Raw genomic sequence first — 18719 nt, forward strand, 5'->3', positions numbered from 1 at the left:
CCTCTACGGGCGGTTTTGCTTTGTCCGGCCTTCGATGCGTGTCTCAGGCTCTCCTTGGGGCTGATGCCCGGGCGCACGATACGTGCGCCTTACGGGGTCGTAAGGCGGGGGTGTCCCCCGCCCCACGTATTCTTAAAAGTTGTCTTCGAACTTTTTCGCCAGATCTTCGATGTTGTCCGGCGGCCAGTCCTCGACGTCCATGCCGAGGTGCAGACCCATGCCAGACAGCACTTCCTTGATCTCGTTCAAGGACTTGCGGCCAAAGTTCGGCGTGCGCAGCATTTCGGCTTCGGTTTTCTGGATCAGATCGCCGATGTAAACAATGTTGTCGTTCTTGAGGCAGTTGGCCGACCGGACCGACAATTCCAACTCGTCCACTTTCTTGAGAAGCAGCGGATTGAACTCGAGACCATCATCATCGTCCTGACGGGACGCCGATTCAGGCTCGTCAAAGTTGACGAAGATACCCAACTGGTCCTGCAGGATGCGCGCAGCAAAAGCCACGGCATCATCCGGCGTGATGGACCCATCGGTTTCGACCTTCATGGTCAGCTTGTCATAGTCCAGCACCTGGCCCTCGCGGGTGGGCTGAACGTCATAGCTGACCTTTTTGACGGGCGAGTAGATTGCATCGATCGGGATCAGACCGATGGGTGCGTCCTCTGGCTTGTTCTTGTCAGCCGAAACATAGCCCTTGCCGGTATTCACGGTCAGTTCCATGAACACGTCGGCCCCATCGTCAAGGTGACAGATCACCAGATCGCGGTTCAGGATTTCGATGCCCGCGGATTCCGAAATGTCACCCGCAGTCACGACACCAGGGCCTTTGGCGGAGATCGACAGGCGCTTGGGCCCTTCGACTTCCATGCGCAGGCTGACCTGCTTGAGGTTCAGGATGATGTCAGTGACGTCTTCACGCACACCGGCGACGGACGAAAACTCGTGCAGCACGTTGTCGATCTGCACGGACGAGATCGCCGCCCCTTGCAGGCTGCTCATCAGCACGCGGCGCAGCGCGTTGCCCATCGTCAGGCCAAAACCACGCTCAAGTGGTTCGGCAATGACGGTGGCCTGACGCGCAGGCTCGTTGCCCGGCTTCACTTCAAGCTGCTGTGGCTTGATCAGTTCGGCCCAATTTTTGTGGATCATACGTCCCTCCATTCCTGCCTGTTCCTTATGTCCAAAAGGAGCAGGCTCCCGAGGTTTCAAAAAAGCGTGTTGGGGCCACACGCAAAACACGCGGCCCCGGTCGAAATCAAATATCGCTTAGACGCGTCGGCGCTTGGGCGGACGGCAGCCATTGTGGGCCATCGGTGTCACGTCGCGGATAGATGTGATGTTGAACCCGACAGCGGCCAATGCGCGCAAGGCCGACTCACGACCCGAACCGGGGCCCTGCACTTCGACTTCGAGCGTCTTGACGCCATGATCCTGGGCCTTCTTGCCCGCATCCTCGGCAGCCATCTGGGCCGCATAAGGTGTGGATTTCCGCGAGCCCTTGAAGCCCATGGTGCCGGCAGACGACCATGCGATGGCGTTGCCCTGCACGTCCGAAATCAGGATCTTGGTGTTGTTGAACGACGAGTTCACATGCGCCACACCTGCGGCGATGTTCTTGGAGACCTTTTTCTTGGTCACACGGCGTGTATCACGTGCCATTGATGCGTCTCCTTATTTCTTCTTGCCGGCAATGGCCTTTGCGGGGCCTTTGCGGGTGCGAGCATTTGTGTGGGTACGCTGACCACGCACGGGCAGGTTACGACGGTGACGCAGGCCGCGGTAGCACCCAAGGTCCATCAGACGTTTGATGTTCATCTGGGTTTCACGACGCAGGTCACCTTCAACGGTGAAGTTCTCGTCGATATGCTCGCGCACTTTGAGGATTTCAGCATCGCTGAGTTCGTTCACACGACGGCTGGCGTCGATGCCAACAGCTTCGCAGATTTTCTGGGCGGATGCGTTGCCGATGCCTGTGATATAGGTCAGTGCAATCGGAACGCGTTTAGCGGTGGGGATGTTGACCCCTGCAATACGTGCCACGTGAGGCTTCCTTTTCGTTGCGAGCCCGTAGTTCCGGGCCCTTTTTTCACAACATAAAGCCCAAGGATTTTGCCCCCGGGCTTGCCGCTGATCAGGTGATCTGGCCGGACGCGTTCCGACCTTTGATTCTCGTTAGAGATGGGCTGACTTAGGCTTTGAACAAAGGAGCGTCAACCCCTCTGCCGTATGCCGCAAAGTCAATCGGCGAGCACGGCTGCGATTGCCGCCTTCACCTCGTTCATATCTCCAAGACCATCGATCGTGGAAAGCTGGCCTTTGGCGTAGTAATACCCGATCAACGGCGAGGTCTTTTTATAATATTCCATCAGGCGGGTCCGCAGCGCCTCTTCGTTGTCATCAGCACGCCGGGTAAACTTGTTTCCGGCACCGCATTTTGTACATTTGCCGTCTGCGGGGATCGGTTTGGTATTGTCGTTGTAAACCTCTCCACAGCCCGCACAGGTCGCACGCGCCGTGATGCGGGCCACCAGGGCCTCATCGTCCACTTCCATCGCGATCACTGCATCCAGGGTCTGGCCCTTTTCGGCCAGCAGATCGCTCAGCGCGTCGGCCTGGGCCAGCGTGCGGGGGAACCCATCAAAGATAAAGCCGGACGCTTTGACCGTCTCAAGCTGTTCGCGGATCAAACCGATCACGATCTCATCCGTGACCAAAGCACCGCGTGCCATGACATCCGCAACGATCTGGCCCATCTCGGTGCCCGAGTCCTTGGCTGCGCGCAGCATGTCACCGGTCGACAGTTGCACCATGCCACGTTCTTCAACAAGAAATCGCGCTTGCGTGCCTTTGCCCGCACCGGGTGGGCCCAACAGGATTAAGTTCATTGTCTTCCCCCAGACCGGATCGCTTAGCGGCGCACCGGGCTCCGTTTACGGCGCCCTTTTGAGCCTTTGCCGCGCAGTTGCGATTTCTCGATCAGGCCTTCGTATTGGTGGGCCAGAAGGTGGCTTTGAACCTGTTGGATCGTGTCCATTGTGACCGATACCACGATCAATACGGATGTGCCGCCAAAGTAGAACGGGATGGCGAACTGACCGCGCAGGATTTCAGGCAGGATACAGACGGCGGCCAGATAGGCCGAGCCGAGCACCAGCACCCGATTGACCACATATTCGAGATATTCCGCCGTCTTCTTGCCGGGACGGATGCCCGGCACAAAGCCGTTCTGGTTCTTGAGGTTGTCGGCCACGTCGTCGGGTTTGAAGCTGACGTTGAACGTGTAGAAATAGGCAAAGAACACGATCATCGCGACAAAGAACAGCAGGTAGAGCGGCTGACCGGGGCCGAAATTCGCCAGCAGCCACGACATGATCGGGCTGGTCGAGTTGCCCGAGAAGGTTGAGATCGTAACCGGCAACAACAGCAGCGACGAAGCAAAGATCGCCGGGATCACGCCTGCGGGGTTCACCTTGACCGGCAGGTGCGAGGACCCGCCATCATAGACCTTCATGCCCACCTGGCGGCGGGGGTACTGGATGTGGATCTTGCGCAGCGCACGCTCCATGAACACCACGAACATGATGGTGGCAATGACCATGACCAACACGCCGATGATGACCGCAGGGCTGATCGCACCGGACCGACCCGAGGCAAAGAATTGCGCGATGGCCGCAGGCACTTCGGCGATGATGCCGACGAAGATGATCAGCGAAATACCGTTGCCGATGCCGCGCGCGGTGATCTGCTCGCCCAGCCACATCAGGAACATGGTGCCGCCCACCAGCGTGATCAGGCAGGACATCCGGAAGAACATGCCCGGATCTGTGACCAGATCGCCGGATTCCAACGACACGGCCAGCCCATAGGCCTGTAACGTCGCCAGCGCGACGGTCCCGTAACGGGTGTATTGGTTGATCTTCTTGCGCCCCTGCTCGCCTTCTTTCTTGAGCTGTTCGAGCTTGGGGACCATCGAGGTCAGAAGCTGCACGATGATCGAGGCCGAGATGTAGGGCATGATCCCGAGGGCAAAGATGCCCATCCGACCAAGGGCCCCGCCAGTGAACATCGACACCATGCCGCCGATGCCCTGACCCGCCTGCTCCATGAACTCGCGCAGGGCCGCGCCATCGATGCCGGGCACAGGAATGAAAGTGCCCAGACGATAGACGATCAGCAGACCGAGGGTGAATAGGATGCGGTTGCGCAAGTCCGTGGCTTTGCCCAGAGCGCTCCAGCTCGTGTTGGCGGCCATATTCTCGACGGCTGATACCATTGGGGTGGTGTCCTTTGGCAAACCGCCGCCCTGCTGGTTTTCCAGCGGGCGGCGTGAGGAAAACTAAGCCCTATGTAAGCCGCAGTTGCGCGGCTCACAAGGCGTGTTTATCGGCTTACTCAGCGGCTGCCGCAGCGACGGCCAATGTACCGCCTGCTTTTTCCACAGCTTCCACCGCGGATTTGGACGCACCGGTCACGGTCAAATTAACTTTGCTGGTGATCTCACCCTTGGCCAAAACGCGGATACCGTCCAATTTGCGGCGTACCAGACCGGACGCGATCAGCGCATCTTCGGTGATGGCGGATTTCGCGTCCAGCTTGCCTGCGTCAATGAATTTCTGGATCAGGCCGAGGTTGATCACAGCGAATGCCTTTCGGTTGGGCTTGTTGAAGCCACGCTTGGGCAGACGTTGGTACAAAGGCATCTGGCCGCCTTCATAGCCATTGATGGCCACACCCGAGCGGGATTTCTGACCCTTGATACCACGGCCACCCATTTTACCGGTGCCGGAGCCGGGACCACGGCCCACGCGTTTGCGGGGTTTGGTGGCGCCTGGATTGTCGCTGAGTTCGTGCAGTTTCATGTCGCTTCTCCTAAGCCGGAAGCACCCCCGAAGCGGAATGGGTGAACGCGGCGTTTCTTGGTTTTGATTCTTGCGGACGTTACGCCCACCGACAGGCGTATAGACGCGGCGCGATACTGGATCAAGGGCGCGTTTGTGCATGATTTGGCCAGATGGCCTGCACGGATGTCCGCGCCACCATCGGGCATGGCCGGTGGGCCAGATATGCCCTGGCCGATAGGTCCAGCCCCTATATTTTCCAATGACCTCTACGCGAATAGTCATTTGCATGCTTCCCCAAGCGCCCTTTCGGTTGTAAGCAAATTTCAACGACGCCCTCAAACGGCGCATCAAGCAGACCCACAGGCCCCCGGAGACCACAGCCGTGTTCCAAGACGCCCTCGCAAACACCGCTGTTTTACAGCGCGCTGGCCTCGCGGCGGCGGTGCTGAGTGTCTATGCGTTCTGGCCCTATATCCGCGACATCCTTGCCGGGCGCACACGGCCTGAACGGTCGTCCTGGCTGATCTGGGCGCTGCTCAGTTCGGTCTCGCTGCTGTCCCAGACCTATGAGGGGGCGCAATCCTCGTTGGGGTTTGCCGCGATGCAGACCGCCGGCACGGTCCTCATTTGCGGATTAACCTTTTGGCGGGGCGAGCGGCGCAGCTTTGACACCGAGGACAGTCAGGTGCTTACGGCCACTGCAATCGGCATATGGCTGTGGGCCGAAATGGAGACTGCGGCCTATGCGATGATGGTGACCATCAGCATGTCGGCCATGGGCGGGGCGATGACGATGAAAAAAGCCTATGCCGATCCGGACTCCGAAACCATGGCGACATGGGCCGCGTTTTTTGTGGCATCCGCATTGGCGGCCGTGTCGGTCGGGCAACTCGATTGGTTACTGCTGGCCTATCCGCTTTACGTCATGGCCCTGTCAGGGGCGATCATGCTGGCGATGGTCTTGGGCCGCAGGCGCGCGCCACGAGTGGAGACCATAAACAGCAACATGCGCCGCACTCTGACGATGTCGATCAGGTCATTGGACCGTGCACCGGCGGGTTCGACCAGCGGGTCGGCGCAAAGGGGCGCGTGATCGCGCGTTCGAGCATCTCAAGCCTGTCCTGCCCGTAAAACATCTCGCCTTTCAGCACGTATGTCGGTGATCCCATGACGCCATTCGCGCGCGCATCGTTTGCGTTTTGCTCATATTGCATCGCGATATCGGGCTGACGCGCTGTGGTGATCAAAGCAGCCGCATCGTGCCCCAACGCAGTTGCAATTGCACACAGCGTCGCTTCATCCGACAAATCCGCATCATCCAGCCAATGGGCGCGCAACATCGCATGGGCCATGGCGTCCACTGCATCTCCCCGATCCCCGAGTGCCAGGATCATGGCACTGGCCAGCGTATTATCCGCATCGTGATAGGTCGGGCGCGCGGGCAAAACCGGGACGTCGCGCAACTCGGCCCATCGCTCGATCTCTCGACCAAAGAAGTAATCGACATGGGCCTGCGTGCGGTCCCCGAATGGCTGACTGCCCTGCGCCTCAACCACAGGCGACAGCGGAATGGGGCGATGCACGAGGGTCAGACCATGGGCGGCGCATATCTGCATGACCCGCGCCGAGCCGAGATAGGCAAAGGCGGAATGGGCGGAGTAGTAGTAAATCAATTCGGACATGGCCCGAGACTAGAGGTTGAACCCTGAAACCGAAACCCTCCCACGGTAAGGAAAACCAGACTCGCGCAGTTCGGTGCGTCGCCGTAGCTTCAAACCCATAGAGCCAAAGCCGAGCGATATTCTTCGGCCCCCCTTTTTCCCATCCGCGCGCATGCGGATCGCACTGCCCGGAGACTGACTTTGCTTGAAGCCCTGTTTCAAGACGCGCCCTTCCTGCGTCTGATCGGTATCGCCTCGGCCCTGCTGAGCATCTTTGCCTACCTGCCTTACATACGCCACACGCTCGCAGGGCGGACCCAACCCCAACGCACGTCGTGGCTGATCTGGTCTGTGCTGGGCACTATTGCCCTCGCCTCGCAAGCCTATGAGGGCGCACAAGCATCATTGTGGTTTGCGGCCATTCAGGTCAGTGGGACAATCACCATCTTTTTACTCTCGGTCCGATACGGTACGGGCAGTTTCGTGACAAAGGCGGATGCGGGCGCACTGTGGGTGGCGGCGGCGGGACTCGTGATTTGGGTCCTGACGGACACGGCCGTCTATGCACTGGCGATCACGATCACGATTTCGCTGATGGGTGGGTCGATGACGATCCTGAAGGCCTACCGCGCGCCCCAAAGCGAAACGCTGAGCACATGGGCCACATCGTGCGTGGCGGCGGGGCTCGCCATGGTCGCGGTCGGGCACGTGCACTGGGTGCTTCTGGCCTATCCGCTTTATCTGTTCGTGTTGAACGGGGGGATTGTGGCGGCGATCCTGCTCGGGCGGGCACGCGGTGCCCCTGCCCCGCTCTATATCCGGCGCTATACGAAAAACGCCGCGCATTGAGCTGCGCGGCGTCTTTGGCATGATGCTGTAAGGCGGAGGTGTCCTCCGCCCCGGCCAGTCTCAGCCTTTTTCTTCGATGATCTCGACCATATGCGAGATCGAACGCACCATGCCGCGCACGGAAGGTGTGTCTTCCAGCTCGCGGGTTTTGTGCATTTTGTTCAGGCCCAGGCCCACAAGTGTCGCGCGCTGTTTTGCGGGGCGACGGATGGGGGAGCCGATCTGTTTGACGACGATGGTTTTTGCCATGGATCTCAGGCCTCCTCGGTGGCCGCTTCGGCGGCAGGTGCTTCGTCACGCTTGGGCAGAATGTCAGCAACTTTCTTGCCACGGCGCTGTGCGACACCACGGGGCGACTGCTCTTTGCGCAGGCCGTCCATAGTGGCACGGATCATGTTGTAGGGGTTTTGCGACCCGATAGACTTGGACACAACGTCCTTGACGCCGAGCATTTCGAACACGGCACGCATCGGACCACCGGCGATGATACCAGTACCCTCAGGGGCGGTGCGCATCACCACCTTACCGGCACCGTGGCGACCTTCCATGTCGTGGTGCAGGGTGCGGCCTTCGCGCAGTTGCACGCGGATCATCTGGCGCTTGGCCTGCTCTGTGGCCTTGCGAATGGCCTCGGGGACCTCTTTCGCCTTACCTTTGCCGAAACCAACGCGGCCCTTCTGGTCGCCAACAACGACGAGCGCGGCAAAGCCAAAACGCTTACCACCCTTGACGGTCTTGGAGACGCGGTTGATCGCGACCAAGCGGTCGGCGAATTCTGGGGTTTCGTCGCGGTCGCGACGGTTGCCCCGGCGATTGTTGTCACGTTCTGCCATGAGAACATCCTTGTGTCAGGTGGCGCAGCCGCGCCGATAAACTCAATCCAGGTGAGCATCATGCCCCCGGATCATCGGAAGGGCGCGCACGCCCCTCACAGCGAAGATGGGCAGATTGCCCATCCTACGTAGGGTGGGCAATCTGCCCACCTTGGTCTTAGATCTTCAGACCACCTTCACGCGCGGCGTCGGCAACCGCCTTGACCTTGCCGTGAAAGAGGAAGCCGCCGCGGTCGAAATACGCCTCGGACACGCCTGCCTTTTTCGCACGCTCGGCGATTGCAGTGCCCACTTTGGTGGCGGCTTCGACGTTGTTCTTGCCCACAACGCCCAGATCCTTTTCGAGGGTCGAGGCGGCGGCCAAGGTCACACCGTTGACGTCGTCGATCAGCTGCACGCTGATGTTCTTGTTGGAGCGATGCACGCTCAGGCGGGGACGCCCGGCGTTGACGCGGCGCAGTTTGTTCCGGACGCGCAGGCGGCGCTTGAGGAACAGGGTCCGTTTGCTGTTTGCCATCTGTCTGGTCCTTACTTCTTCTTGCCTTCCTTGCGGAAGATAAATTCGCCTTTATAGCGGATGCCTTTGCCCTTGTAGGGCTCGGGCTTGCGCCACTCGCGGATGTTTGCAGCCACCTGGCCGACCAACTGCTCGTCGATACCTTCGACGATGATTTCGGTCTGCTTGGGGGCTGTGACAGTCACACCGGCTGGCGGCGTGTAGTCAACATCGTGGGACAGGCCGAGGTTCAGCTTCAGGGTGTTGCCCTGCATCTGAGCCCGGTAACCGACGCCCTGGATTTCCAGCTCTTTCTTGAAACCATCCGTCACACCGGTGACCAGGTTCGCGACCATCGTGCGGGACATGCCCCACTGCTGGCGCGCACGCTTGGACTTGCCGCGTGGCATGATGGAAACGGTGCCGTCTTCGACCGACAAGGTCACATCGTCGGTCGCCTTGAACGAACGCGTGCCTTTGGGGCCTTTAACTTCGATCATCTGCCCGGAGACGGATGCGGTCACACCCGAGGGCAGATCGACCGGTTTTTTACCAATACGAGACATCTGCTTCTCCTTAGAAGATCGTGCAAAGCACTTCGCCGCCAACATTCTGGCTGCGTGCATTTGCATCCGACATCACACCTTTGGAGGTGGAGACAATCGACACACCCAGGCCCTGACGGACCGACGGGATGTCATTGACGCCCATGTAAACGCGACGACCGGGTTTGGAGACCCGCTTCAGTTCGCGAATAACAGGTTCGCCTTCGTAGTACTTCAGGCTGATTTCGATGGCGGGGTGGCCATCTTCGCCCTTGGTTTCTTCAAAGCCACGAATGTAGCCTTCGTCCGCCAGCACTTCGAGCACGCGCACGCGCAGTTTCGACGCAGGGGTCGAAACCACGGATTTACCGCGCATCTGGCTGTTGCGGATGCGGGTGAGCATATCTGCGATAGGATCGGTCATAACTCTCTCTCCCTTACCAGCTTGACTTGACCATGCCGGGGATTTGCCCGGCAGAGCCGAGTTCCCGCAGCGCGATCCGGCTGATTTTCAGCTTGCGGTAATACGCATGCGGACGACCGGTCAGTTGGCAACGATTGTGAAGACGCACGGCGCTGCTGTTGCGGGGCAGTTTTGCCAGCTTCAGCGAGGCGCGAAAGCGCTCTTCCATCGGTTTGGTTTCGTCGCTGATGATTGCTTTGAGCTCGGCCCGCTTGGCCGCGTACTTTTTCACCAGCTTTTCGCGCTTCACTTCGCGCGCGATCATGGATTTTTTAGCCATATCTTTTTCCTCTTCGCGCTTACGAGTTGAAGGGCATGTTGAAATGCTTGAGCAAGGCTTTTGCTTCGGCATCGGTCTGGGACGTGGTCGTGATCACGATGTCCATCCCCCAGTTTTCATCGACCTTGTCAAAGTCGATTTCGGGGAAAACGAGGTGTTCCTTGAGGCCCATGGCATAGTTGCCACGCCCGTCAAAGGATTTACCCGGAATACCGCGGAAGTCACGGATACGAGGCATTGCGATGGTGATCAGACGGTCAAGAAATTCATACATCCGATCGCCGCGCAATGTCACCTTGGCCCCAAGCGGCATGTCTTCACGCACGCGGAAACCAGCGATGGACTTTTTAGCGATGGTGGTCAGCGCCTTCTGGCCTGCGATTGCGGTCAGGTCCTCTTGGGCGGACTTGGCTTTCTTGCTGTCGCGGACGGCCTCGGCACCGCAGCCGATGTTCAGGACAATCTTGTCCAGACGCGGGATCTGCATGTCGTTCTTGTAGCCGAACTCTTCTTTCATGGCCGCGCGGATCGTGTCCTTGTAAACGGCCTTGAGGCGGGGGGTGTAGGTTGCAGTGTCGAGCATCAGATCACGTCCCCTGTTGTTTTGGCAAAGCGGACTTTCTTGTCGCCGTCCATTTTGAAACCAACGCGGGTGGCTTTGCCATTGGCATCCAGCAGTGCGAGGTTGGAAAGATCAACGGGCATCGCCTTGGGGATGCGGCCGCCTTGGCTTTCCTGTGTTTGACGGGTGGCGCGGATGGCGATGTTCAGCCCGTCAACGACGGCCTTGTTCGCCTTGGGGTCGATCGAGGAAATCGTGCCCTCTTTGCCCTTGTCCTTGCCCGTGAGCATGACGACCTTGTCGCCTTTTTTGAGTTTCGCAGCCATCAGAGCACCTCCGGAGCCAGCGAGATGATTTTCATAAAGTTCTTGCCGCGCAACTCGCGCACGACGGGGCCAAAGATCCGGGTACCAACAGGTTCGTTGTTGTTGTTCAGGATCACGGCCGCATTGCGGTCAAAGCGGATGGCCGTGCCATCGTCGCGACGGACTTCCTTGGCGGTGCGCACGACGACGGCCTTGCGGACGTCACCTTTCTTTACGCGACCACGTGGGATGGCTTCCTTGACGGACACGACGATGACGTCGCCGACCGAAGCGTATTTACGCTTGGAACCACCCAGGACCTTGATGCACTGAACACGGCGTGCGCCGCTGTTGTCAGCAACATCCAGGTTGGTTTGCATCTGGATCATTTGGTTTCTCCCGACCTTTGGGGGGCGATGCGTGCCTGATCCCCAGGGTTTCGATTAATGCGGCGAAGTACCCGGCTTACGCCTCAAGCACTTCCCAACGTTTCGTTTTCGACTTGGGCGCACATTCGATGATACGAACGGTGTCGCCGACCTTGAACGCGTTCTGTTCATCGTGCGCCCGGTACTTCTTGGACTTACGAATGGTCTTTTTCAGAACCGGGTGCGTAAAGCGACGCTCGACGGACACGGTCACGGTTTGGGCGTTTGCGTCGGAGGTCACGACGCCAGACAGGATACGCTTTGGCATGTCATGCTCTCCTTATTCGGCCGCTTTGGCGGCAAGTTCATTGAGGATCGTCTTGACGCGTGCGGCATCACGACGGGCACCACGCAGACGCGCGGAGTTCTCAAGCTGACCCGTGGCCTGCTGGAATCGCAGGTTGAAGGCTTCTTTTTTCAGGTTTGCCAGTTCATCGCGAAGCTGGTCCGGGGTCTTGTCCCGAAGTTCTTGGGCGTTCATGCGCCTGTTCCTTTCAACATCACGAGCGGGCCACCAAAACGGCGTCACCCTGATTCCCGTGGAGTGGATGATAGAGGGGCCGTATATGAGGGGTGCAGACATATGGCAACCCCTGACGGGCGTTGATTCACAGTGTTTCCGCGTTCCTGCGCAACGAGGATGACAAAGCCACAATATGTCGGGTCATTAACCGCAATATCACCGCTTCTGCGTCACGAATTTGCCCAGTCTCGGCAGGATACTGACCCAAAGCACGATCCGAAAGGCACCATGATGAGCAGAAATCTGGTTGACCGCGCGAACGAAGCGCTGCTTGCCACCTTGCGGGCCGGTAATCCCGAACGGTTCAAGGACTTGGAGGCCGCAGATCTGCGGGCACAAACGCGCGACACATTCGAGGCCACGCGACTGCCGCTGATCTCTGTTCCGGATTTGGGTTTTGGGCAACGAGCTCGGCTATCATTTCTGGGCTTTCCCAATATCGAACAGATGGTCGCGCTCATGGCCCCCATTACCCGCGATACCATGGTTGTGACCTGGGCCACCATCGGACAGGCATGGCGGGCGCCGGAGATGGATGCGCATCTTGGCGACCATCCGCACGCCCCCCTGGGCTCCGCACTGAAACAAGTGGCGCAATCCTGTTTTCAGCCCGAACACTGGGTCGAATTCGAAACCTATTTTAAACACCCAAACCTCAAAGGCACGTATGACGCGGCGCGGGTCACGCGTGTCTACACGATCTTTGCCTATCTCTACGGCACCGAACGCGCGGCGCAGAAAATCTCGCGGATTGTCCCGATGGGCCCCGATCTGGACACGTTGCGCTGCGATATCATGGCAGCAAAGACGCGGTTTGATGCACAAAGTGCGCAGGTCGATCAAGATATCGCCGATCTCAAGGCCCATAGACTTTCTGGAAGCGAAGGCGCACACCCGGACTGGCAAGACTATCTTACAACCAGAGCCTGACCCCGGATGCCCAAAGTAACCTCTCTATTTGCCACCCGCTTGTATCACGCCCCCCTGTCCGAGTTCGATCCCCGGATCGATCCGGCGGAACTGGAACGCAACTGCTACGGCATCGCCGAAGACGACGAGGCGGGGCACGGCTGGTGTGAGGCGCAGGGCTATCCCGGCTACACCTCATATGCGTCGCTAACCGACCTGCCCTGGCGGTTCCCGATCTTTGGCGATCTGGTAAAATCGCTGGACGCCCATGTCGCCGCCTTTGCCCACAATCTAGCCTTTGATCTGGGCGACAAGACCCTCACACTCGACAGTATCTGGATCAACATCCTGCCCGAGGGCGGCATTCACACCGGCCACATCCACCCTCATTCGGTGATTTCGGGCACAACCTATGTGGCCATGCCCGAAGGCACGAGTGCGCTGAAACTCGAAGACCCGCGCCTGCCGATGATGATGGCTGCGCCCGGGCGGACAACGGACGCGCCCGAGGATTTGCGCCAGTTTCACTATGCCAAGCCCGCCGTGGGGGACGTACTGCTGTGGGAAAGCTGGCTGCGCCACGAAGTGCCGATGAACATGGCCGAGGATGAGCGGGTGTCGGTGTCGTTCAACTACGGTTGGGAGTAGACGCCTTTCGCGCTTCCTCGGCTGCCTTGCGCGCCGCCTTTTCCTCTTTGGTCAGCGTGTTGCCCCACTGATTGTTGCTGAGGCCCATCCCGTCGGGCATCGGCTTGGTCTTGCCTTTTTTGACCTTGCCTCCGTTGTTGAGGAACTCCTGGATCAGGTCCGCATCAGTATTCGGCTTGGGAACTTGCTTCATGTTCGGCCTTTCAGGACGTAGGGTTTCCGAGCCAGCTTAGCGGAGCGGCGGACAATAGCCACAGTCAAGAGACACGGCGTGACCTCACCCGCTTGGTTTGACGGGGGCATAGCTCGACCTGTCCCACTCAAATTAAGGACTAAGCCGCGCCATCGGCAGGTCACGGTCTGTCGATCCAACGCTTTGGCGGTAGTGCTTTATGGCAGCCAAACACATTTTCCACCCAAGCGGCGCGCTAACGTCACCCGGTCGACAGGCCCGAGGGTGGCCTGTCGATGGCGCGGCGGCCTGCGGCCTTGACTCCGGACCCTGTCATTTACCGAGCACGTTTTTCTTTGCATAGCCACTTATTTCAGCCTTAGGTTGTCTAAAACAAATTTGGTGTGTGTGCGTTTTGGAAATTCTGTTTTTGCTGTTGGTTCTCGGTGTCGTTGTATGGGTCAGCGCGGGTCTCCAAAAACCCGGTGCCAACGACCGGTCAAATAGAGGCGGCGATACAAGGCCAACACAGACGGCAGTACCGCGGGTGCCCAGCACCGATGCGCCAACTGCCAAGCAACATGTGGTACCCAAGCCAAACCCGAAATCAGATCACGCACCACCCCCGCCCATTCCTTCATCCATGCAACTGAAAGGCCGCGCTTGGGTAATTGACGGCGATACGATTGCGATTAACAGGATAAAGATCCGGCTTGCGGGCATAGATGCACCTGAACTCGATCAGCCTTGGGGTCAAAAATCGAAGTGGGAAATGGTGAAGCTGTGCAAGGGCCAAGTCATCACGGTGAAACTCACAGGCGAGACATCCTATGACCGCCTCGTCGGGACGTGTTTCTTACCTGACGGGCGAGATTTGGGAGCCGAGATCATCAGTGCTGGTTTGGCACTTGATGGTGGGCACTTTTCGAAAGGGAAGTACAAACACCTAGAAGATGCAGATATGCGCCGAAAGCTGAAGGGATATGGCCGCTGGAGATAAGGCCGAACCCAAAAGAAAAGCCCCCGACGCTTTCACGCCGGGGGCTATCAATCACATCCGTAGGGTGGGCAATCTGCCCACCATTTACCAGTCCTCGCGGACCACAACGCGTGTCTTGATCGGCAGCTTCATCGCCGCCAGGCGCAGGGCCTCGCGTGCGATGTCGTCATTCACACCGTCGATCTCGAACATCACGCGGCCAGGTTTGACCTTGGCCGCCCAACGGTCGACCGAGCCTTTGCCCTTACCCATACGCACTTCGATGGGTTTGGCTGTCACGGGAACGTCGGGGAAAATCCGGATCCAGACCCGGCCTTGACGTTTCATGTGACGGGTCATGGCACGACGCGCCGCTTCGATCTGACGGGCGGTGACCCGCTCAGGCTCAAGTGCCTTGAGACCATAGGTGCCAAAGTTCAGGTCAGACCCGCCCTTTGCAAGACCCTTGATCGAGCCCTTAAACTGTTTGCGAAATTTGGTACGCTTTGGTTGAAGCATCTAAATGCCCTCCGATCAACGACGACCGCCTGCACCGCGAGGTGCTGGGCCGTCCTGGAGTTCCTGTGCTTTACGGTCACGTGCCTGCGGGTCGTGCTCCATGATTTCACCTTTGAAGATCCATGTCTTGATCCCGATGATACCATAGGCAGTTGTCGCTTCGACGTGGGCGTAATCGATGTCGGCCCGCAGGGTGTGCAGGGGCACGCGGCCCTCGCGATACCACTCGGTCCGCGCGATTTCGGCACCGCCAAGGCGGCCCGCGACGTTCACGCGGATGCCAAGGGCACCCATACGCATGGCGTTCTGCACGGCACGCTTCATGGCGCGGCGGAACGACACCCGGCGCTCAAGCTGTTGTGCGATGCTTTCACCCACAAGGGCAGCATCCAGCTCGGGCTTGCGGACTTCAACGATGTTGAGGTGCAATTCGCTGTCGGTCAGGTTCGCCAGCTTCTTGCGCAGACCTTCGATGTCCGCACCTTTCTTGCCGATGATGACACCGGGGCGGGCTGTGTGGATCGTGACACGGCACTTTTTGTGCGGGCGCTCGATGATCACACGGGCCACACCGGCCTGCTTGCACTCATTCTTGATGAAATCACGGATTTTCAGATCTTCCAGCAGAAGATCACCGTAATCCTTGGTGTCGGCATACCAGCGGCTGTCCCAGGTGCGGTTCACCTGCAGGCGCATGCCAATCGGATTGACTTTGTTACCCATCAGGCTTGCTCCTCGACTTGACGCACTTTGATCGTGATTTCGGCGAACGGCTTCATAATCTTGCCGAAACGGCCGCGCGCCCGGGGACGCCCACGTTTCATGGTCAGGTTCTTGCCAACCCAGGCTTCGGCGACGATCAGCTCGTCAACGTCCAGGTTGTGGTTGTTTTCAGCATTGGCGATCGCGGATTGCAGGCACTTCTTGACGTCCTGTGCGATGCGCTTTTTGGAGAAGGTGAGGTCGGTCAGGGCCTTGTCCACCTTCTTGCCACGGATCAACTGCGCCACGAGGTTCAGCTTTTGTGGGGAGGTGCGAAGCATGCGGGTCTTGGCCATGGCTTCGTTGTCCGCCACGCGGCGTGGGTTCTTGTCCTTGCTCATTTGCGTTTCGCCTTTTTGTCAGCGGCATGACCGTAATAGGTCCGCGTGGGCGAATATTCACCGAACTTCTGGCCGATCATCTCTTCGGACACGTTCACGGGAATATGCTTGTGGCCGTTATACACCCCAAATGTCAGACCCACGAACTGGGGCAGAATGGTGGAGCGGCGCGACCAGATCTTGATCACTTCGTTGCGCCCGCTCTCGCGCGACGCTTCCGCTTTCTTCAGCACATAGCTGTCGACAAACGGACCTTTCCAAACAGAACGAGACATCTATCAGCGCCCCTTTTTCTTGGCGTGACGCGAGCGAATGATCAGCTTTTGCGACGCTTTGTTCTTGTTGCGGGTGCGGGCACCCTTTGTGGGCTTGCCCCATGGGGACACAGGGTGGCGACCACCCGATGTGCGCCCCTCACCACCACCATGGGGGTGATCGATCGGGTTCATAACCACACCACGCACAGATGGGCGGATACCCTTGTGACGCATGCGGCCCGCTTTACCGTAGTTCTGGTTGCTGTTGTCGGGGTTGGACACGGCACCAACGGTGGCCATGCATTCCTGACGGACCAGACGCAATTCGCCCGAGGACAGGCGGATCTGGGCATAGCCCCCATCCCGGCCCACGAACTGGGCATAGGTGCCCGCGGCGCGCGCGATCTGACCACCCTTGCCGGGTTTCAGTTCGATGTTGTGAATGATTGTCCCGATGGGCATCCCCTGGAACGGCATTGCGTTACCGGGTTTGATGTCCGCCTTTTGGGAGGAGATGATCTTGTCACCGACCGCCAGACGCTGCGGGGCAAGGATATAGGCCTGCTCGCCGTCATCGTATTTCACCAGTGCGATGAACGCAGTCCGGTTGGGGTCATATTCGATGCGTTCGACCGTGGCCGATACATCCATTTTGTTGCGGCGAAAATCGACGATCCGATAGAGACGTTTCGCGCCCCCGCCTTTGCGGCGCATCGTGATCCGTCCGGTGTTGTTCCGTCCGCCATTCTTGGTCAAACCCTCAGTGAGAGACTTGACCGGGCGGCCTTTCCAAAGCTCCGAACGGTCGATCAGTACCAGCCCACGCTGGCCCGGCGTCGTCGGCTTATACGACTTGAGTGCCATGATTGCTGTCTTCCGTTTTGCTGTGCGCGACCATGCGGGCCGCGATGGTTATAGGCCCCCGTAGGTGCCCGAAGTTGGGTAGCGTGGGGCGAACGACACGTCCGCCTTACAGCCAAAGACAAAGCCCCGGACGAATCCGGGGCGCTGCCGATGGGGTCTGTTATGGGATGGCGGGGGTGGGGTCAAGAGCGAGAGGGTTAAACGACACCACCAAAGATGAAACCAGCTTCAGGCCGCATCAATCAACTCGAGCAGAGATGGGAATGCGTACAGTCCCGGCGCTCGCCCGGACGGTGGAACGATGGTCCTCAGAAGACCCGCATTGACCAGTCTTGGTGTGAAATTTCTAAGAGTAGATGGCGGGGCTAAAGCATGCTCGACAAAGTGATTGTTCCAGAACACCGGGTTTGTAAACATATAGTCAGTCGCTGCGGCGAAATACTGAGATCGCAACACATCCCTGAACTGCTCTTTCATCAGCTCATAGTGTGCTTGGATACGTGTCACGAGATCAATGTTTGCAATTGCCTGTGCGTCAAGCGCGTTCAGAAAGAATGAACACCAGCTATCCCAATCCGCCTCCAACGAGACCATTCTAAGCCTGCCAATATACTCATCCTTGTTCGCTTCAAAATAGTCGCTCACAAAAAAATGCGGTGTACTGAGGAAGCCTTGTTGCCACAACATCAAAGGGATGAGCATGCGACCCACACGACCGTTTCCATCTTCGAATGGATGCAATGCTTCGAATTCAGCATGAGCGATCGCTGTTTTGAGTAGCGGATGGCGTGGGTCTTCATTGAAAAATTGAATGGTGTCCTGCATCCCCTGTTGCAGCCGATCTGGAGATATTGGAATGAAATCGACCCGCTTTTGGCGGCGGTCTCCTATATAGTTTTGTTGGCTTTTGTACTGGCCAGGGCTCTTTTCGGCACCCCGACCGTAACTCAGAAGGGTTTGGTGGGCGTTTTTGATCAGTAATTCAGAAAGCCCGTACCCCTGCGATACTTGCTCTTCGGCCTGTTTCAATGCCCGGGCATATAGCGCAACCTCTAACGTGTCATTCCGGGCTAGACCTTCGGTCCGGTTCGCACTTGTACTTGCCTCCAGACGCAGAACTTCCTCCAGCGTTGAGATGGTTCCCTCCATTCGAGACGACACCACAGCATCTCTCTGCCGCAACGGAGCAAGCAGCAGCTCTGAATTCGGCATGTGAAGTAGCTTTTCATCGTAGCGAGTTAAGTTCTGGAGCGCCCGTGTTAGCGGGTCGAGAACTTTTGAAAGTTCAATTGCTGCCGGTGGAAACCCTCCATAGTGGTACACTGCGGCATTAGAACTGTCATATGTAGTGTTGTTGATAGATATGGTCTGTCCAGTAGTCATAACTGGGATTGTATCCTGCCTGCTCGCAATGAACAAGCTTGTATCTTCAAGGTGCCACTTCGTAGTCACAAGAAAGCTTGTCGATACTCGGCTCTCAAC

30 protein-coding genes are annotated in these 18719 nt (G+C 58.3%); 5 read left to right on the forward strand and 25 right to left on the reverse strand.

Annotation, left to right across the window (positions count from 1 at the left end):
• Positions 1 to 132 precede the first annotated feature (132 nt).
• The 6 genes from Q0859_RS00240 to rplO form a co-directional block, all read right to left on the reverse strand.
• Positions 133 to 1149 carry a DNA-directed RNA polymerase subunit alpha gene (locus Q0859_RS00240; RefSeq protein ID WP_299146823.1) on the reverse strand — a complete coding sequence of 339 codons (1017 nt, stop codon included), beginning with the start codon at positions 1147 to 1149 and terminating at the stop codon, positions 133 to 135.
• Positions 1150 to 1266: 117 nt separating this feature from the next.
• Positions 1267 to 1659 (reverse strand): 30S ribosomal protein S11, encoded by a 393-nt coding sequence (rpsK, locus tag Q0859_RS00245; RefSeq protein WP_299146824.1) that lies wholly within the window; start codon positions 1657 to 1659, stop codon positions 1267 to 1269.
• Between the two features lie 12 nt (positions 1660 to 1671).
• The gene (rpsM, locus tag Q0859_RS00250; protein ID WP_299146825.1) at positions 1672 to 2040 is read right to left on the reverse strand and encodes a 30S ribosomal protein S13; all 369 of its coding nucleotides are present in this window, start codon (positions 2038 to 2040) and stop codon (positions 1672 to 1674) included.
• Between the two features lie 197 nt (positions 2041 to 2237).
• Positions 2238 to 2885 carry an adenylate kinase gene (locus Q0859_RS00255; protein ID WP_299146826.1) on the reverse strand — a complete coding sequence of 216 codons (648 nt, stop codon included), beginning with the start codon at positions 2883 to 2885 and terminating at the stop codon, positions 2238 to 2240.
• Between the two features lie 23 nt (positions 2886 to 2908).
• Positions 2909 to 4273 carry a preprotein translocase subunit SecY gene (gene secY / locus Q0859_RS00260; protein WP_299146827.1) on the reverse strand — a complete coding sequence of 455 codons (1365 nt, stop codon included), beginning with the start codon at positions 4271 to 4273 and terminating at the stop codon, positions 2909 to 2911.
• 115 nt (positions 4274 to 4388) lie between these two features.
• Positions 4389 to 4859 (reverse strand): 50S ribosomal protein L15, encoded by a 471-nt coding sequence (gene rplO / locus Q0859_RS00265; RefSeq protein ID WP_299146828.1) that lies wholly within the window; start codon positions 4857 to 4859, stop codon positions 4389 to 4391.
• Positions 4860 to 5223: 364 nt separating this feature from the next.
• Between rplO and Q0859_RS00270 the strand changes: the two genes are divergently transcribed.
• Positions 5224 to 5934, forward strand: coding sequence for a hypothetical protein (locus Q0859_RS00270; protein WP_299146829.1), 711 nt, complete (start codon positions 5224 to 5226; stop codon positions 5932 to 5934).
• Here the strand turns inward: Q0859_RS00270 and Q0859_RS00275 are convergent.
• Complete coding sequence (locus tag Q0859_RS00275; RefSeq protein WP_299146830.1) at positions 5873 to 6523, reverse strand: 2-hydroxychromene-2-carboxylate isomerase; 651 nt, start codon at positions 6521 to 6523, stop codon at positions 5873 to 5875. The two genes, Q0859_RS00270 and Q0859_RS00275, sit on opposite strands and share 62 nt — an antisense overlap.
• A 180-nt stretch (positions 6524 to 6703) precedes the next feature.
• Between Q0859_RS00275 and Q0859_RS00280 the strand changes: the two genes are divergently transcribed.
• Positions 6704 to 7351 carry a hypothetical protein gene (locus tag Q0859_RS00280; RefSeq protein ID WP_299146831.1) on the forward strand — a complete coding sequence of 216 codons (648 nt, stop codon included), beginning with the start codon at positions 6704 to 6706 and terminating at the stop codon, positions 7349 to 7351.
• A gap of 60 nt (positions 7352 to 7411) precedes the next feature.
• Here the strand turns inward: Q0859_RS00280 and rpmD are convergent, their stop codons facing one another.
• The 11 genes from rpmD to rpmC all read right to left on the reverse strand — a co-directional run bounded on the left by rpmD (position 7412) and on the right by rpmC (position 11744).
• The gene (gene rpmD / locus Q0859_RS00285) at positions 7412 to 7600 is read right to left on the reverse strand and encodes a 50S ribosomal protein L30 (protein ID WP_299146832.1); all 189 of its coding nucleotides are present in this window, start codon (positions 7598 to 7600) and stop codon (positions 7412 to 7414) included.
• 5 nt (positions 7601 to 7605) lie between these two features.
• A complete protein-coding gene (gene rpsE / locus Q0859_RS00290; protein ID WP_299146833.1) occupies positions 7606 to 8184 on the reverse strand; it encodes a 30S ribosomal protein S5 in 579 nt (192 codons plus the stop codon).
• Between the two features lie 157 nt (positions 8185 to 8341).
• On the reverse strand, positions 8342 to 8701 hold the full coding sequence (gene rplR, locus Q0859_RS00295) for a 50S ribosomal protein L18 (protein ID WP_299146834.1): 360 nt from the start codon (positions 8699 to 8701) through the stop codon (positions 8342 to 8344).
• A gap of 11 nt (positions 8702 to 8712) precedes the next feature.
• Entirely contained in the window at positions 8713 to 9246 is a 534-nt protein-coding gene (rplF, locus tag Q0859_RS00300; RefSeq protein WP_299147503.1) for a 50S ribosomal protein L6, read from the reverse strand.
• 10 nt (positions 9247 to 9256) lie between these two features.
• Complete coding sequence (rpsH, locus tag Q0859_RS00305; protein ID WP_108838842.1) at positions 9257 to 9649, reverse strand: 30S ribosomal protein S8; 393 nt, start codon at positions 9647 to 9649, stop codon at positions 9257 to 9259.
• Positions 9650 to 9662: 13 nt separating this feature from the next.
• Positions 9663 to 9968, reverse strand: a complete 306-nt coding sequence (rpsN, locus tag Q0859_RS00310) for a 30S ribosomal protein S14 (RefSeq protein WP_299146835.1) — start codon at positions 9966 to 9968, stop codon at positions 9663 to 9665.
• Between the two features lie 19 nt (positions 9969 to 9987).
• Entirely contained in the window at positions 9988 to 10551 is a 564-nt protein-coding gene (gene rplE, locus Q0859_RS00315; RefSeq protein WP_299146836.1) for a 50S ribosomal protein L5, read from the reverse strand.
• Positions 10551 to 10856, reverse strand: a complete 306-nt coding sequence (gene rplX, locus Q0859_RS00320; RefSeq protein ID WP_299146837.1) for a 50S ribosomal protein L24 — start codon at positions 10854 to 10856, stop codon at positions 10551 to 10553. The genes rplE and rplX overlap by 1 nt, the downstream gene beginning before the upstream one ends.
• A complete protein-coding gene (gene rplN, locus Q0859_RS00325) occupies positions 10856 to 11224 on the reverse strand; it encodes a 50S ribosomal protein L14 (RefSeq protein ID WP_113821507.1) in 369 nt (122 codons plus the stop codon). Before rplN ends, rplX begins: the two co-directional genes overlap by 1 nt.
• Positions 11225 to 11300: 76 nt before the next feature.
• Positions 11301 to 11531 (reverse strand): 30S ribosomal protein S17, encoded by a 231-nt coding sequence (gene rpsQ, locus Q0859_RS00330; protein ID WP_076628854.1) that lies wholly within the window; start codon positions 11529 to 11531, stop codon positions 11301 to 11303.
• A gap of 12 nt (positions 11532 to 11543) precedes the next feature.
• On the reverse strand, positions 11544 to 11744 hold the full coding sequence (gene rpmC / locus Q0859_RS00335; protein ID WP_299146843.1) for a 50S ribosomal protein L29: 201 nt from the start codon (positions 11742 to 11744) through the stop codon (positions 11544 to 11546).
• 273 nt (positions 11745 to 12017) lie between these two features.
• On the opposite strand from rpmC, the gene Q0859_RS00340 reads away from it, so the two are divergent.
• The gene (locus Q0859_RS00340) at positions 12018 to 12716 is read left to right on the forward strand and encodes a hypothetical protein (RefSeq protein ID WP_299146845.1); all 699 of its coding nucleotides are present in this window, start codon (positions 12018 to 12020) and stop codon (positions 12714 to 12716) included.
• A 6-nt stretch (positions 12717 to 12722) separates the two neighbouring features.
• Positions 12723 to 13343: a TIGR02466 family protein gene (locus tag Q0859_RS00345; protein WP_299146847.1), complete on the forward strand. Its 621-nt coding sequence runs from the start codon at positions 12723 to 12725 to the stop codon at positions 13341 to 13343.
• On the opposite strand, the gene Q0859_RS00350 is transcribed toward Q0859_RS00345, so the two are convergent.
• Positions 13324 to 13536, reverse strand: a complete 213-nt coding sequence (locus Q0859_RS00350) for a hypothetical protein (RefSeq protein WP_299146848.1) — start codon at positions 13534 to 13536, stop codon at positions 13324 to 13326. The genes Q0859_RS00345 and Q0859_RS00350 overlap by 20 nt on opposite strands.
• A 394-nt stretch (positions 13537 to 13930) precedes the next feature.
• Here Q0859_RS00350 and Q0859_RS00355 point away from each other — a divergent pair, with 394 nt between their 5' ends.
• The gene (locus Q0859_RS00355) at positions 13931 to 14515 is read left to right on the forward strand and encodes a thermonuclease family protein (protein WP_299146849.1); all 585 of its coding nucleotides are present in this window, start codon (positions 13931 to 13933) and stop codon (positions 14513 to 14515) included.
• Positions 14516 to 14599: 84 nt separating this feature from the next.
• On the opposite strand, the gene rplP is transcribed toward Q0859_RS00355, so the two are convergent.
• The 6 genes from rplP to Q0859_RS00385 form a co-directional block, all read right to left on the reverse strand.
• Positions 14600 to 15013: a 50S ribosomal protein L16 gene (rplP, locus tag Q0859_RS00360; protein WP_299146850.1), complete on the reverse strand. Its 414-nt coding sequence runs from the start codon at positions 15011 to 15013 to the stop codon at positions 14600 to 14602.
• A gap of 15 nt (positions 15014 to 15028) precedes the next feature.
• A complete protein-coding gene (gene rpsC, locus Q0859_RS00365; RefSeq protein ID WP_299146851.1) occupies positions 15029 to 15736 on the reverse strand; it encodes a 30S ribosomal protein S3 in 708 nt (235 codons plus the stop codon).
• Positions 15736 to 16116, reverse strand: coding sequence for a 50S ribosomal protein L22 (rplV, locus tag Q0859_RS00370; protein ID WP_299146852.1), 381 nt, complete (start codon positions 16114 to 16116; stop codon positions 15736 to 15738). The genes rpsC and rplV overlap by 1 nt, the downstream gene beginning before the upstream one ends.
• Positions 16113 to 16391, reverse strand: coding sequence for a 30S ribosomal protein S19 (gene rpsS / locus Q0859_RS00375; RefSeq protein ID WP_025059469.1), 279 nt, complete (start codon positions 16389 to 16391; stop codon positions 16113 to 16115). The genes rplV and rpsS overlap by 4 nt, the downstream gene beginning before the upstream one ends.
• Before the next feature lie 3 nt (positions 16392 to 16394).
• Positions 16395 to 17237 (reverse strand): 50S ribosomal protein L2, encoded by an 843-nt coding sequence (gene rplB, locus Q0859_RS00380; RefSeq protein WP_299146853.1) that lies wholly within the window; start codon positions 17235 to 17237, stop codon positions 16395 to 16397.
• Between the two features lie 228 nt (positions 17238 to 17465).
• The gene (locus Q0859_RS00385; protein WP_299146854.1) at positions 17466 to 18620 is read right to left on the reverse strand and encodes a Fic family protein; all 1155 of its coding nucleotides are present in this window, start codon (positions 18618 to 18620) and stop codon (positions 17466 to 17468) included.
• Between the last annotated feature and the right edge of the window lie 99 nt (positions 18621 to 18719).

The organism is uncultured Tateyamaria sp. (genome assembly GCF_947497045.1).
Lineage (GTDB): Bacteria > Pseudomonadota > Alphaproteobacteria > Rhodobacterales > Rhodobacteraceae > Tateyamaria.